Genomic DNA, 16,075 nt, shown 5'->3' with positions numbered 1-16,075 from the left:
AGATGGATTGTTTGGGTTATGAAATCAGTCTATCTACTCAAAGGTTACTTGTTCAACATTCTCTATGCCATTCCAAATTTCAGATACGCCATCAGGTTGATCTGCTGCCAGACCTTGCGAGTGCCATAACGGCACTTGCAATCCTACCAGACGCGCTAACTCTTACCGATATAACAATCGTTATGCTAAATGTACTGTGAGCGTTTGGGTAGGCGAATCTTACTCATAACGCTATTTTTCCATAAAACTATCCCAGATTATTTTGCTTATCTAAGACATACCTGAATATTAAATATCCTTTAATATAAATATACAGGTATGTTAGCTTTGTGCTTTAATAAGTTACAGTTGTCATTTACGAGCATGGTTAATGTAAGTGGCATAGTAAGTGGCATAGTAAGTGGCATAGTAAGTGGCATAGTAAGTGGCATAGTAAGTGACATAGATAGCCTTGATTTTATCAACGAGTAGTTTTTGGACTTATGGAGCGAGCTATGAATAAAGTATTTAAAAAGATTTGGAGTCAATCACTAGGTTGTATAGTGGTGGTGTCTGAAAATACTAAGAGCGCTGGTAAGACCAGCGGAACGACTGGCACTATCGCCCTGATAGCTCGCTCAAATGACTATAAGATGTTGACTCTAAAAGGGCTTGCCTTCAGTATCGCAGCGATCAGTGGCTCGACAGTGTGGGCAGGCGTGGTATGCGTAACGGATCCTGTTTCTGGAGGAAGTACAGCAACAGGTGTCATTGCAGTAGCCTGTGGAATAAATAATACAGCAGACGGTCTCAATAGCAGTGCTTTAGGTATTGACAATGAAGCTTCAAATGAAGCGACTAGTGCGCTAGGTCATGCAAATGAAGCAACAGGTAACTCTAGCAATGCAGTGGGATTTTTCAATAAGTCCTCGGGTAGTTATAGCAGTGCGGTTGGTTATACTAATGCAGCATCAGGTGATTATAGTAGTGCGTTAGGCGCTAATAATGCAGCATCAGTTAAGTACAGTAGTGCCGTTGGTTATAACAATACCGCATCGCGTATCAATAGCAGTGCGATAGGAGCTAATAATATCGCCTCAGAAGGTTATAGTAGTGCATTTGGTTATAACAACACGGCATCGAACATAAATAGCAGTGCAATTGGCTATAAAAATACCGCCTCGAATGTAAATAGCAGTGCCGTCGGTTATAATAATAAAGCATCAGGTAAAGACAGTAGTGCCGTCGGTTTTGAAAATACATCAGAGGGTGACTATAGTGTTGCAGTTGGTTATCAGAATACCGCATCAGGTAAAGACAGCAGCGTGTTTGGCAGTAATAGCCAAGCCACTGCGACAGGCGCAACTGCCATCGGTAGTTTCTCCATTGCAGATGAAAGAGATACGATTTCAGTTGGTAGCAAGGGTTTCGAAAAACGTATCACTAATGTGGCAGATGCGACAAATGATACAGATGCGGTAAATAAACGATATACCGACGACAAAGCAACCGAGACTTTGACCGCATCAAAAGGTTATACCGACGACAAAGCAACCGAGACTTTGACCGCATCAAAAGGTTATACCGACGACAAAGCAACCGAGACTTTAACCGCATCAAAAGGTTACACTGACGGCAAAGCAACCGAGACTCTAGCATCGTCACAAAATTATACAAATGATCAGGTATTGAGCGTTAAACAGGACATTGCTGCACAGCATAAATACCTAAGCATCAATGGTGGTACGTCTGCAGAAGCGATTGCTAGTGGAGACAACGCAATGGCTTTAGGCGCTAACGCGGCGGCGCAGGGCAAGCAATCTATTGCAATGGGAGATGGTGCTCAAGCAATTGGTGAGCAAGCTATCAGCATTGGCACTGGTAATAAAGTGACTGGAAATCATTCAGGTGCGATTGGCGATCCAAGTACGGTCAGTGGCAATAACAGCTATAGTATGGGCAATAATAATACCGTGTCTGGAGACAATACTTTTGTGCTCGGCAATAATGTCAATACTTCGGTAAAAAACGCCGTGGTACTCGGCAATGACTCTAGCTCTAACCGTGAAAACACAGTGTCGGTTGGTTCGGATATTAACCAGCGTCAGATTATCAATGTTGCTAATGGTACCGCTGATAATGACGCAGTCAATGTCAGTCAGTTACAAGACGCAAAAACAAGCGCTATCGAAACCTCGAACACTTATACTGATACTAAATTTAATACTCTAAATGACTCTATTCACAATTATCTGCAAGACAATGGACAGCGTTTTAAGGAAATTGATGATCGTTTTGATCGTCAAGGTGCGATGAGTGCTGCGATGTTAAACATGGCAACCAGCACGTCAGGTCTACAAGGTAAGAACCGTATAGGCGTGGGCGCAGGTTTTCAGGGCTCCGAGCAAGCGGTTTCCTTAGGGTATCAGCGTGTCATTAATCCCAATACCAGCTTTAGTCTCGGTGGTGCTTTCACAAAAGATGAGAACTCTGGTGGCATGGGTATGGGCTTTAGCTGGTAAGTATTGAGTAAACCAAAAGCCAGAAAAAGAATATTAGTTTGTCCTTTTTTTTCTAGGATGTGTCTTCCTTTTAAAAGTGGTGATAAAAATGAGATAAAGGGTAGTCAAACAAGGAAAGTACCGCAAATAATATCGAGATATTGATAAGTTATTTGACGATGTTTAGCAAAATTTAGCCATTTTTTAATCTATTTAGAGAATAATCGATTGAATTGAGGACACCCACTAGTTAAAAAATGCTAAAGCGGTATAAAAAATGACGACATCAGAAGCGATGTTTTTTTGAGTTCAGAAAGTGTGAACAGAAGGGAATTAAGAAGCAAACGTACTAAATGATATTAACCCAACTAAAGATAAGTTTTTTTTGGCTAAAGCACGTTAGCCATCACGCTTGGTAGCTAGCTTGGGGTGAGGTCAGACATTTAGTTTTATAATAGGGTGCTGATCTACGCTGAAGAAACCATAAATTTACCCTGCATAAGTAAAATATTTATTCGCTTATTTGTATCAGTACCAGTAAAATGCGAGACTGTTTTCTACACGAGTTTATGAGTAACCAATGATACGTTTAACTGAAATTAAATTGCCATTAAATCATGCACCTAAAGATTTAACGACTGCCATAACGACAAAACTTAAAATTTCTGCTGAGCAAATGGCGTCATTTGTGATGTTTAAACGCGGTTATGATGCTCGTAATAAAAGAAATATCCAATTAATTTATACGCTAGACATCACACTGACCGACTCAGATTTAACCAATGATTTACTGGTTCAATTTGAGTCAGACAACCATGTTAAAGCAACACCAGATACCAGCTACAAATATGTAGGTACAGCGCCAAAAGATTTAACTGAACGTCCTGTTGTTATTGGTTTTGGACCTTGCGGTTTATTAGCAGCACTTACCCTTGCTCAAGTGGGTTTTAAACCTATTATCATTGAACGTGGTAATGAAGTCAGACAACGCACCAAAGACACCTTTGGCTTTTGGCGTCAGCGTAAATTAAACACAGAATCTAACGTGCAATTTGGTGAAGGTGGAGCGGGTACTTTTTCTGACGGAAAACTGTACAGCCAAGTGAAAGATCCAAATCATTATGGCCGTAAAGTCATGACCGAGTTTGTAAAAGCTGGCGCACCAGATGAGATTTTATTTGTTAGTAAGCCGCACATAGGTACTTATAAGTTAGTCACCATGGTAGAAAAAATGCGCGCTGAGATCATAGCGCTTGGTGGGGAAGTTCGTTTTGCTACTCGCGTAGACGACTTGCATATCACAGACTCAAAAGTAACTGGCGTGACACTTAATACTGGCGAAATCTTAAAAACCAATCATGTTATTTTTGCTGTTGGTCATAGCGCCCGAGACACTTTTGAGATGATCCATGATAAAGGCGTGTATATTGAAGCAAAACCTTTCTCGATTGGCTTTAGGATTGAACATAAACAGTCAACCATAGACCAAGCACGCTTTGGTGACAATGCTGGGAACGAAATACTTGGCGCTGCGGATTACAAACTGGTTCATCATTGCAAAAATGGTCGTTCTGTTTATAGCTTCTGCATGTGTCCAGGTGGAACGGTGGTCGCCGCCGCATCAGAAGAAGGCCGTGTTGTCACTAACGGCATGAGTCAATATTCAAGGAACGAGCGTAACGCCAACAGTGCTATTGTGGTAGGTATTGACCCAGAGCGAGATTACCCAAACCATCCTCTTGCTGGTATCGAATTACAAAGACAACTAGAAACTTTAGCGTTTGAGTTAGGCGGCAAAGACTACAGTGCACCAGCGCAAACCATTGGCGATTTCTTAAAAGGCAAACCAGACTCAGAATTGGGCGATGTAAAACCGTCTTACACACCGGGCATTACCTTAACCGACTTAAGCAAAGCATTACCTGACTTTGCCGTGGATGCCATACGTGAAGCCATTCCAGCGTTTAATAAGAAAATCCAAGGATTTTCATCTGACGACGGTTTACTAACTGGCGTAGAAACCAGAACATCGTCACCAATAAGTATTAAACGCAATAAAGACTTCCAAAGCATTAATACCAAAGGCTTGTTCCCTGCAGGCGAAGGTGCTGGATACGCAGGTGGCATATTGTCAGCAGGGATTGATGGTATTAAAGTGGCAGAAGCCGTGGCAAAATCGATGTTGAACATAGAGTAAGAGCGGCTTTAGGTGAACTCTAATATTAAAACGCTCACTTAGATAAAAGCATGCGATTGATAAAGCCTTTCAAGCTATGAAATATAAAGCGTGAAAGGCTTTTTTGTGTTTTGCAGGTATGCTGTATGAAAATGCATCGTAAGTTATGCAATGTTATGATGCGATAAGACATTAAAAGACCCCACAACTGATAGGCTGTGAGGTCTTTTAATGTCTTTTGACAATGTTTGATGGTGCGCCTACAGGGACTCGAACCCCGATCGATCGCTTAGGAGGCAACTGCTCTATCCTGTTGAGCTATAGGCGCATTATGGAGGAACATTGTAGGAAAAATCGCTCATAAAAGCAATCAACAAAATATAAAGATTTTATCATTACTTGCCATTACTCAAGGCGTCAGCGACATTCACAGTGTTGGTATTTGCTGCTTTTTGTGCACGTGATGTTGGATTAAACAAGTCATTTACACTGTTTTTATAACCTTCGATATTATAATAATCGTACTTTTCTAATATATCTTGTCCGGTACTCGAAAGTAAAAAATTACGAAAGTTAATAGCAGCAGTATTCTCTGTCAAAATAACCCCTTCAAGCGCTTGCTTGTCTCTCAATGCATAGCTGAAAGAATTTAGGGTACGTGCCTCTGCATTGTCAGTTTCAATGGCACCAGTCTCAGCAGTCTCTACTTTTTTATCATCAGTATTGCTGATATTTTCTTTTTCTTGGTTTATTTTATCGTGAGCCGCTTTTAGCTCTGCTTGTAACGGTGTCAGACGGTCTGCAGATAGGCTGTCGTTAGCGATGATCATGTCTATATCAGCGCCTAATTCTGAGCGTTTATCATAGCTAGGATTGGCGTTTGATAATGTTAAGAGGTCGCTGGCAGGTACATAACTTGGCATAACCTGCACATGAGGATAACGAGATTCGAAGTTAACGATGATATCGTCCAAGGGTGCTTGTAAATCCTCTTCAGCCTTTATATACAGCGTACTGTCGGTGAGGGTACTTACCTCGTCTTGAGTGGTGGCTGACGACTCATTTGCATTTGCCATAATCGGTAGGGGATCTATATTCTTACGGTTACTGCTCCATAACCACGTAAAGATTGCAATAAAGATTATCAGCAGCAGTAAAATTAGCCCAGCCAGTAGCAGCTTGTAGTCTCTCATATGTTACTGCTCTTCTCTTAATGGGTTTGTGTCAAGTTTACATAAAATGCGGTGTGTGACGTATTATTTTTTAAAGCTGTTGGTGTAACACTTCATCTGCTAAGTCCGCAAGCATATCTGCAAAAACATCGGTTTCTGAATCAGGTAAAAGTTTTTTCTTGCTATTATTCTCATGAATAATTGTACTATTTTGATTGGATAGCACAGGTTGATCGTTTGAAGGGGAGGTAACATTATTGTCAATGGCTTTTATTTGGTGTGCAGCTAATGGCGATTCGCCCATCGTAAGCTTGTCTTTAAGCCATTCAAAACCATGGGCTTCCCACCATGCTTCAAAGCGTGGCAACGTGCTCCCACGCACCGCGACAGGCAGATTCAATGTTCGCAGTTTTTGTGCAAGTATAGGGTCGTTAATGGCTTGATGGATGCTCAAATAAAGCGAGCGACTGTCATCAGTATAGGGCTGTCTGTTTTGCCATGATCTGTCGTCAATTTTCATACGTGGCAATTGCCACAATTCACCGCGATAGTATACAACATATAGACGTCGTTTAGGATGAACGAAAATGGCATCAATGGGACGCAAGGGCATAGTATTAAGTTATTCCGTTAAAAAAGGGTTATGGACATAAAAATTACAGCAGTTAATCTGACAGCAGCACTGACTTCTCTATTCATAAATATGAGACTTATCAATGCGACACTATCTGTCGTAAGATATTATAATAGTGGCACATATACTAGTAAACGATAGCTATCGATGGCACACTAATCAGCAGCCTATTTTATGATTGTTATAAATAATCACTGATGATGCAATGATAGTTAATCGTTGTTGTCATTTGCATCGTGTTTATGACAGCCATGCTAGCAGAAATACATTGTAGTAACGACCGCGAAACATAGATTGGTGAGTATCCTTCGTGGTATTCCTTAGCAGCCATCAATATGCATTAGAAAGTTAACGCAAATGCTATTCCATTTCAGGCATTCACGACCGTCTACATCACACTATCACTCATATTATAACTTCAATCAGACTATCCTCTATGTTTACCATTATTCAATCGCACCGCACCGAAAACCTTGTTGATCAACTGCTTGTGCAATATCAGTCTAAGGATCAGCCTGTTTTTGAGCCTTTTATTGTCATTGTGCCCTCAATGGTATTGGGCGATTGGTTGGACAAAACCATTGCCAGCCGTGCTGGTATTAGTACCTTGGTGCGTACTAAGTTCTGGGGTCAGTATCAATGGACGCTCATGCAGGATGTATTAACCCGCCATAACGCTTCTTTGCTAGCGCAAAACCCTGAAGCTGCAACCTTAAATGTGCCAGAAGTGGCGGTGTTGTCACCAACGGTCATGCAGTGGCGATTGTTTGGTTATTTGACCTACTATCAAGAGGCGATTGTTGCAGATGAAAAACATCCGGTTAATCCATTACTAGCATCTTTGATTGATGAGCCGCAGGCAGATACTCATCAAGACAATGTGCGACAGGACATTATAAAGGACAAGTCACAACAAGATGCCCGTATTTGGCAGCTGGCAAGCGATTTGGCAAGAGTGTTTAACCGCTACTTAACACACCGTGAGGATTGGCTAACGTTATGGTCGTATAACAAACCGCTAAATGTAGATGAATTGATCGCAGAGAAAGATGCATTGTCACTGCGTTTTGATAAGTATGCACGCGGCACGCCTGAATGGTTGGTTGAGCATTATATTGAGTTAGAGGCTGCGCAACGATTTTTGTGGTCGCATTTGTTTGCTGACGTTCATCTACACCGCGTGGCACTGGATCGTGCTTTCTGGTCAGCCTTGAAAGACAACAATGCGGATGAGCGCGCTCAGTTGCCCAAAGTACTACGCATTTTTACCATTCAGCAATTACCACAGACGGAGCTAGACTTCCTACAGCGCCTGTCGCAATACATGAATATCACGCTATTACATTACAATCCATCAAAGCTATTTTGGGCCGATATCGTCGATAAATCATGGTTACAGCGTCAGCAGATTATTAACCCTGAAAGTGTGTTTTTACGTGATTATGGTCATAGTTTACTGTCACGTCTGGGTAAGCAATCGCGTGATGCGTTTGCCATGCTTGCTAACTTGTCAGGTAATGAGCAATACGACGATGCGCTGGTGGAATGGAAAGATAATTTTGAAATTGGTTTAAATGATGAGTTTAGTAATGGTATGGATGAAAGCATTTATACTGATGATGCCAGTGCTCAAGATAGGCAAAGTAGCCTAAGCTTATTAAAACGTTTGCAGAACGATGTGTTGATGCTTGATGAACAATCTACCCAACAATCGACGGCTGCTACAGTCTCGCAAGCAGTTAGCAAGCAAATAGAGCCAAGCTTCAATGAAGAGAAGCAAGGAGCGGCCTGGTACGAAGATGAAGCGTTAGAGAATAAGCGCTTTGAGAAAGACCGTTTTTGGGCCATCTCTTCACAAGATAATAGCCTAAGCATTCATTCGTGTCATAGTTTACAGCGTCAACTTGAAGTGCTGCGTATCATGATTGGTCGTTGGCTAAATGAGCCTATCAAATCTGGTGAGAAAAAACGCCACATATCCGATATTGTTGTGTTGCTACCCGATGTTGAGCGTCATCATGCACTGATTGGCTCTATCTTTGTCAATGGCAGAGGTCAGGATGGTTTGACTTTGCCTGCTAAGGTGACTGGTGTTGTCGATGCCGATATTCGTCAGTTATGGGAAGCTATTATTGGTTTCTATAAGCTGTTAGGCAGTCATAGTGCCCGTTTTGAAGCGGCTGAGGTCTTGGACTGGCTGATGCTACCGCCTTTATTTGAAAGTTTTGGGCTGACCCACGAACAAATGAGCCGTGGTTGTGATTTGCTGGTAGAGGCAGGTTTTATCCGCGGTTTTGATGAGCTGCATCTTAAGCAAACTTTGGATAGTAATGACTATGACTATCGCTTTAGTTTTGCGCAAGCGTTAGACAGATTGACCCTAGGTCTGGTCATGCCAGAAGCTGAGTTGAGTGATTGCTTATATGCTCTAAATGAAGATGAATGGCCAAGCACTGCCTTACCAGAAATGACTTTACCGCTACCACAAGTCAGCTTAAATGATGCGTTGATTGTTGAAGCGCTTTGCCGCATTTATACCGGTTTGGTCGCACGACGGGATGACCATATACAAAAAATGAAAGCGGAATATTGGCTCGATCAGATTGAGAGACAAGTGATTCATCGTTACTTTGGTGATGTGGATCAAACACGTACCATGCGAGCCATCTACAATGCGATGAATGGCTTTAAGTCAAGTCTACGAGCCAATCGTCACTACAGACAGTACTCCAGTGGCGATAGCGCCAACAGAGAAGTAGAGCAGAGGCTAGCAGGTGTAGAGCAACTACCGCTTAAATTAAGCTTTATGTTAGACAGTATCGAAAACGAGCTTGAGAGTCAGCAAGTCAGTGCGGAGCCGACTGGGGTGATTACCTTTGGTAAGTTTGGTGCCTTAAGAAACGTGCCTTTTGAGTTGGTGGTCATGCTCAACATGGATCTCTCAGAGTTCCCTGGGCGTGACCGTGATAACCGCTATGATTTGATGAAAGCGACTAACTCACGTCGTGGTGACAGAGTCAGTGAGGACGATGATAATGGCGCATTTTTAGATGCGCTGTTATGCGCGCGCAGTGCTTGTTGGATGTTCTACAACGGTCAAAGCCTGACGGATACCCACGAGCACCTGCCAGCCAACCCAGTAAGCGAATTGCTACAGTTTTTGCAAGGTGAGGTGCAGTGGCAGGTGAACTCGCTGGCGACATTACCTGAGAATATTGATCCCACCACCGAAAGTCTCAAGCGCTACTTACCAAAATTGATTAAGCAGTGGCTAGTGACTGAGCATCCTGCACTACCTTTTCATGAGAGTCTGTTTGAGACAGAAATTGAAGGCACTGATGTTTTTGAGCAAGCGTCTCCTAATATTGATGACAATGCTAATGCCAACGTTAATATCAATGCTCAGGATTCTAGCCCTGTCGAGATGATTGATGAGCTGGATGCTTTATTAAATACAGCCATGCGCAAAACCAAACTGGCTCAGAAAAAACAGTTTCCGCCTGCGCCGCTTTGGCAAGCGGTGTTTGATACATTGAAAGGGCGAGTGTCTAGCGAGCCTATGCAACTGGTCGGCCTACCCACAAAAGCACAATATGAGTCCATCGCTCAGGTGCTTGGCCAAGGCTTAGGTCAGCTAGGTCAAGTAGACAGTCAAACCTTGTCTGCATTAGCTGAATTGTTGACGCTAGATACAGTTGTCGATACTAGCAATGTCAGTAGCATGACAGAGACGCTCATCCAAGTATTATCCGATAGCGTATTTAACATTGGAGAGATAGATATTGAAGGAGCATTAGCTTACCAAGTGCGCCATCCCGCCAAAGCATTTTTACGGTCCCAAAAGGTGCATGTGGTACAAGGTGAAGAAGCACTGTCGCATCAAGAGCCGCTATTTCTAAACAGTTTGACGACCTATCAAATCAAAGATCATTTGATTAAGCAATTGGTCGCCGATGAGAATAAGGCCAATGGCGGTGATACAACTGCTGAAAGTTCCACCCCAATCCTGATGTATCAAAAAATTATGCCCGCTGGTGTCGCTCGCCAAACCACGCTACCCAATCAACAACAAAAACTGCAACAGCAATGTTTGGAATTTAAAGAGCAGTTAATAGCTAATGGTTTTGGCGAAAATATTGTACCCAATGAAGATGGGATAGAGGGTACGACAGGTTTGCAGCTACTAACGCCAACCGCCGAGCATCCTGTCCAGATAGAGCTAAAAAATATACTGAATAACACTGATAACGGGTCAAACAGCCAGACAGATATTAACGAGATAGAAGCACTGCTTAAGCTGTTGCCGAAAATCATTAAGATCAAAGGCTCAGTACCCATATTAGCACCAGTATCATTACCAACAGCAGTGCCGATAGATGCGCATGATAGCCACTCTCATATTCAGGCGGGCATGCCTTATGCTCAGCAATCACCCAAGCAGTGGTTAAACATATTGCCCAATTCTGCCAGTCCTAGGCATTTACTCAAATTTTGGTTATCACATTTGTATTGGCAAGTGGCCAGACGTACCACTGCTGAGCAAGTGGCACTCAATGATGGGGTGAGTATTTGGCGCTTTAATAAGCCTAGCTCGCAAATCAAAAAATATGACAAAGTAATTGCATTTAAACTAAGCCCCATTGTCTATGAAGACGCTGTGATTGAACTGATAAAATGGGCGATTTTTGGCAAGTTAACGGGTCAAGTGCCTATTACATTACTCCCAGAATATGCACTCAATTACCTTGATCAGTGTTCAAAATTTGAAGATAGTGAAGGCGGCAGTTATTGGCCAAAACGAGCAGACTTTTCAGATTGGTTACGGTCTGGCTATCATACAGACACAGTATATGATACTTGCTCGCAGCATGCCATTTGGCAGTACGTACTACGTGATCAAGACACGTTCAAAGCATTATCAGAAGCGTTGACTACCTTGGCGCGACCATTGTACGAGCCGATGTTTAATGCATTGATTGACTTAGATGGCTAGCTAGCCATTTAGAATAATCGATTTCTGCTCTCCTGATCTAATTAATAATAATTAAAAGTATGCGCCCATATGACAGACTTGACTGATCCAACCAATATCATTGAACTTTCTACACAGCCACATTTATTTGATGAGTACTCAGATGCGCCTCACTCAGATCCTATGAGTGAGCGTAAGGCTGATGTCATACCAGCAGTTGATGTTGACCTAACGGGCAAGCACCTGATTGAAGCATCTGCTGGTACTGGTAAAACTTGGACGCTAACAGGCATTGTATTGCGCCTGCTAATTGAAGCACGACGTGCGCCAGAGCAAATTATTGCCACGACCTTTACGCGAGCCGCTGCCGCTGAGATGCGTCAGCGTATTCATGATCGTTTGGTGGATTTTTATCAATTATTGCAGTGGGTCAACGGTTTAAGTGCTGACACCAGTAATAAGGAGGCTTTGTATCCTAATGTATTGCAGATGATGCCTGAAAGCGATAAGGATAAACAAGAGGGCAAAAAATCAAGTACGGATTTAAATACTGAGATAGGCGCTGATGAGTTAAACCAAGACCTTGCTACTGATAAGCAAGCTGCTGCCACAAAGCGTGTACAAGCAAAAAAAGACCGTGAAGATTGGTTGGTAGCACAGGCTAAATATGTGCGCTTGGATGGCATCATGCAAGATCCCATTAACCTGCATCTCGTCGGTTATTTGCTGGATCACGTGTACAGCTATCCAATGACAGAAGCTATCAGGCGTACCGCACTGGTTTTAACCACGTTGGATAAACTGTTTGTGGGTACGCTCGATAGCTTGGCGCAAAAATGGCTGAAGGAGTACAGTAGCGAGACAGGTCATCAGCAAGGTATGGCTATTATCGAAGAGAGCAGTATCGAGCAGGTGACCGATAGTATTATTCATGATGAGCTGCGTCAGTTTCAAAGCCGCTTGTATCATGAGCAGCCTAAACTGTATGCGCTTATGGATCAGCAAGGTAAGCTGACTGCCGTGAGTGATCATAAAAAATATGTGACTCGATCGCTTAACTTTATTTCAGCACCGATTGATGAGATTGTAGTAAATGACTTTTCGTTTGAGGGCTATGAGCGGCTTATAAATACTATCATTGGGCGCAGCGATGAGCTTGATATCTTTTTTAAACCTGACGGCGAGTACTATGACGTTCCCAAAGGACAGCTACAAAATAATAGAGACTCTTGGCCGAAAATCATTCAAGCATTAAAAGATTTTGGTCCAGCCGCTTACAAATTTATATCAGACGCAAAAACTTATACAGGAAAGTTAATACAAGCTTTTCAGAAAACTGATGACGTAGGTAAGCAATTCTATAAACCAAAAGATGGTGAAAGAGTTAATCTGATATTTAATGAGTTGCAGGTCGTTCGTGACTTTAAACGCTATATCGAAGAAAGTAAAAAGCTAGACGAATACATAGTGACTGTTTTAGCCAATCTTAACCGTCATATCGTGCTTGCGGTACGTGACAGGCTACCCATTATTTTGGAAGAGCGAGGTGAGACGACCTTTAGCCTGCAAATGGTACGTTTAAACCAAGCATTAACGGGTCGGCAAGGAGAGAAGCTGGCACGTTATATTCGTCATCACTATCCTGTGGCGTTGATTGATGAGTCGCAAGATATCAATGGCGCGCAAGCCATTATGATTGAAAGTATCTATTTGCCAAAGAAAAAGGGCAAGGTTGCTGATAATGATAAACAGTCAGCTACTAAAAAAGCCAGCCATGAGTTTTTGCTATTGGTTGGTGACCCTAAGCAGGCCATTTATGGGTTTCGTGGTGGTGATGTGGCCAACTATAACTACATGAAAGCCCAATTTGATAAAAGCACGCTTTGGACGCTCGATATTAACCGCCGCTCAAATGCTGGTGTGATTAATGCCCTAAACTGTTGGTTCGGCATGGCTGATGTAACCACTGCTGAGAATAAGTTAGCTCAATTAGGCGCAGGTATTTATTATCAGCATATCAAAGCGGCAAAACCAGAAAATCAGCTGTCTTGGTTTAATGAACCAGACGCTCACAGCACTACTTTAGTGAATGAGGTGCTCTCTGCCCAGCCAGTGAGCGTATTACACTTACCTTATGATAAAGACAAAGAGCTTGAGTACGATGAGCATGAAATCACGGCGCGTCATATTGCGACTTTGCTCAGTAGTAGTCAGACGCTGAAAGGTAAACCGATCCAGCCCAGTGATATCGGTGTGCTGGCACGTACCAAAAAAGATCTAAAACAGGTTGAGGATGAGTTGGTTAAGCTTAATGTACCGACCTTGACTACCAGTGATGTCAGTATCTTTGAAACCATCATGGCAGAAGATGTGGCGGCGCTGCTGAGTGCCATGCTATATCCGTATCGTCATGACATGATTAATCGGGTGTTGACCAGTCATCTATATGGACTGAGTATTAAAAACATTAAAGCCATGATGACGGATCATGAGTCAGGAGTTACTGATAGCAGCAGTACCACAAGCGCCCATTCACACAACTCTAATTCGAAGGATACCTCAGTTAATGAGGCTACTGATAATAAAAAAAGCTATCAAGATTTTATTACTTATTTAAAAGAAGGCGCACAACGATGGCAGTATTTTGGCATCTTGTCGGCATTGCATTACTTGCTAGATAAAAATCCCATACAGCCGCAAGGCGTTTGGCAAGCGCTAGCGGCTCATCCAGAAGGCGATCGTCATATCATGGATTTGCGTCATGTGATGGATATCTTGGCGCAATATGGCTTAGGTATGGGCGAGCATGAGCTACTGGCTTGGTTTAGACAAAATATAGATGCAGCGCCCAATAGTGATTGGGCTAAGCAATATCCGCTACCGACAGAATCTGGCGTGCAGCTGATGACCATTCACAAGTCAAAAGGGCTTGAGTTTCCTATTGTGTATGTATTGGGTATGGGTGATGCCAGTAGAAAGTCAGGCACCAATGAGAAGTATGGCCTGTATTTATATAACGCAGATCAAGCACCTTCAGCATTAGTACAGCAGTCACTAGATAGTCAATCAACAGGAAATCAGCGCCGCTTCTCATCCTTGAAAGGCTCAGCGACTACAGAGGACTATTACACCAATATCGAAACGCGGGAAGATTTCGATGAGCTGCGACGGCTTGGTTATGTGGCTTTTACTCGCGCCAGTGAGCAACTTTATGTTGTGCTGCGAGATCCTAACAATAAGACAGGGTTTGAGTTAAAGCCGGTGTTTTATTGGTTTGAATCGCCAGAACCAAAGTTTGAACTACCAGATAGACTTAAAGGTACGATAGGCATGCTCAGAGGGCATAAGGTTAATGAGTTCTATGACAATAACTACGTAAGCAATGCTGCTAAATCAGCAGGCGTAAATGACAATGTTCAGCTAGCCGCAACCAAGTTAGATGCTCATAAGCCTGCCACAGAGACTATTGAATACGCGCCTTTTGCAGAGGTTATGAAAACCAATTATTTTTATGGTTGGGCTAAGACCAGCTTTACCGCTTTGGCTCGTCAGCTCGATGAATCTACACAAGCAATGGCGATAGTCGATGAGCGTATTGATGATGCGATAGACATCGATATGACAGAGTCTTCAGTTTCAGATCTCCATTCACTTAATAGCAAAGAGTCTCTCGAACAAGACAGTGAACTAAGCCTCAAGTCAGAAGATGATATCCGCTTTACCTTTGTTAAAGGTGCTAATGCGGGTACGTTTTTGCATGAGATATTTGAAAAAATTGATTTCAGTAATAAAGCGCAGTGGTCTCAGGTGATTGATCGAGCCATCAGCAGCTATCAATTGCCACTGGCATATAGCAGTGCTGAGCAGCAAAGCCGTCGATCACAAGCGAAGAAGCAAGAGCAAGGCGATGACGGTTCATTTAATACTAGTTCACTTGATCTTGCTTCAATAGATGCTACCAAGCATAAGGCATTAATTTCTTGGATTGAAGAGGTACTACATGCGCCGCTATTGGCCTCCAATCAAGCATTAAACTCTCTTAATAAAGGTCAGCGATTTTCTGAGTTAGAGTTCAATATGGGGTTGTCAGAGAACTTTAAAGCACAGGATATCAGTAAACTCTTTCAACAGTATCTTCCTAATGAGGTGGACAAACACGTCACTCTTATTCCGCAAAACAAAGCACATTTGTATCGTTATCTGCGTGGCGAAATTGACTTAGTGTACGAACATGCTGGCAAGTATTATGTTGTCGATTATAAAAGTAATTTTCTAGGAAATAGCCTAAGCGATTATAATGAAGATACACTTAAGCAAGCAATGTCCAAGGCAGGGTACTGGTTACAAGCAGCGATTTATCAAGTAGCATTACACCGATTCCTTTCAATGAGAATACCTGATTATGCAGGCAATGAAGATAAGTACTTAGGCGCTGTGGAGTATGTCTTTTTACGAGGTGTGTATGATCCCAATTCTCAAATAGCTGATGATCTATCACAGGATGTTAAAGAGGCTGATGATAGCCACTCAATGCACAACGACCGCTATGGATTAGTCACGTGGGATATTCCAATTGAGTTCATTAAGGCTCTAGATGCGTTGTTTGGCATGCCCAACTAGTAGGCTATAAGTAATGATTAA

General features: G+C 42.5%; 6 protein-coding genes and 1 tRNA gene. 4 read left to right on the top strand and 3 right to left on the bottom strand.

The window, feature by feature from the left end:
* The first annotated feature begins 494 nt into the window (after positions 1–494).
* Together JMW64_RS07580 and JMW64_RS07575 are read left to right on the top strand one after the other, a co-directional pair.
* Positions 495–2,501 carry an ESPR-type extended signal peptide-containing protein gene (locus JMW64_RS07580; protein ID WP_201553872.1) on the top strand — a complete coding sequence of 669 codons (2,007 nt, stop codon included), beginning with the start codon at positions 495–497 and terminating at the stop codon, positions 2,499–2,501.
* 559 nt (positions 2,502–3,060) lie between these two features.
* A complete protein-coding gene (locus JMW64_RS07575; protein WP_201553871.1) occupies positions 3,061–4,677 on the top strand; it encodes an NAD(P)/FAD-dependent oxidoreductase in 1,617 nt (538 codons plus the stop codon).
* Between the two features lie 231 nt (positions 4,678–4,908).
* Here the strand turns inward: JMW64_RS07575 and JMW64_RS07570 are convergent.
* From JMW64_RS07570 to JMW64_RS07560, 3 genes are all read right to left on the bottom strand, one after another.
* A tRNA-Arg gene (locus tag JMW64_RS07570) sits at positions 4,909–4,984 on the bottom strand.
* Between the two features lie 67 nt (positions 4,985–5,051).
* Positions 5,052–5,849, bottom strand: a complete 798-nt coding sequence (locus JMW64_RS07565) for a hypothetical protein (protein WP_201553870.1) — start codon at positions 5,847–5,849, stop codon at positions 5,052–5,054.
* Positions 5,850–5,919: 70 nt separating this feature from the next.
* The gene (locus JMW64_RS07560; RefSeq protein ID WP_201553869.1) at positions 5,920–6,441 is read right to left on the bottom strand and encodes a hypothetical protein; all 522 of its coding nucleotides are present in this window, start codon (positions 6,439–6,441) and stop codon (positions 5,920–5,922) included.
* A 457-nt stretch (positions 6,442–6,898) separates the two neighbouring features.
* On the opposite strand from JMW64_RS07560, the gene JMW64_RS07555 reads away from it, so the two are divergent.
* Both JMW64_RS07555 and JMW64_RS07550 read left to right on the top strand, forming a co-directional pair.
* Positions 6,899–11,455 (top strand): exodeoxyribonuclease V subunit gamma, encoded by a 4,557-nt coding sequence (locus tag JMW64_RS07555; RefSeq protein ID WP_201553868.1) that lies wholly within the window; start codon positions 6,899–6,901, stop codon positions 11,453–11,455.
* 69 nt (positions 11,456–11,524) lie between these two features.
* Entirely contained in the window at positions 11,525–16,054 is a 4,530-nt protein-coding gene (locus JMW64_RS07550) for a UvrD-helicase domain-containing protein (protein ID WP_201553867.1), read from the top strand.
* The last annotated feature ends 21 nt before the right edge of the window (positions 16,055–16,075 follow it).

Source organism: Psychrobacter immobilis, from assembly GCF_904846065.1.
GTDB lineage: Bacteria > Pseudomonadota > Gammaproteobacteria > Pseudomonadales > Moraxellaceae > Psychrobacter > Psychrobacter immobilis_H.
This window is presented reverse-complemented; position numbering and strand designations above follow the sequence as displayed.

Excerpts from the sequence above, each read along its gene's own strand:
- JMW64_RS07560 (WP_201553869.1), bottom strand. The coding sequence starts at position 6,441 with ATGCCCTTGCGTCCCATTGATGCCATTTTCGTTCATCCTAAACGACGT.
- JMW64_RS07575 (WP_201553871.1), top strand. The coding sequence starts at position 3,061 with ATGATACGTTTAACTGAAATTAAATTGCCATTAAATCATGCACCTAAA.
- JMW64_RS07550 (WP_201553867.1), top strand. The coding sequence starts at position 11,525 with ATGACAGACTTGACTGATCCAACCAATATCATTGAACTTTCTACACAG.
- JMW64_RS07580 (WP_201553872.1), top strand. The coding sequence starts at position 495 with ATGAATAAAGTATTTAAAAAGATTTGGAGTCAATCACTAGGTTGTATA.
- JMW64_RS07555 (WP_201553868.1), top strand. The coding sequence starts at position 6,899 with ATGTTTACCATTATTCAATCGCACCGCACCGAAAACCTTGTTGATCAA.
- JMW64_RS07565 (WP_201553870.1), bottom strand. The coding sequence starts at position 5,849 with ATGAGAGACTACAAGCTGCTACTGGCTGGGCTAATTTTACTGCTGCTG.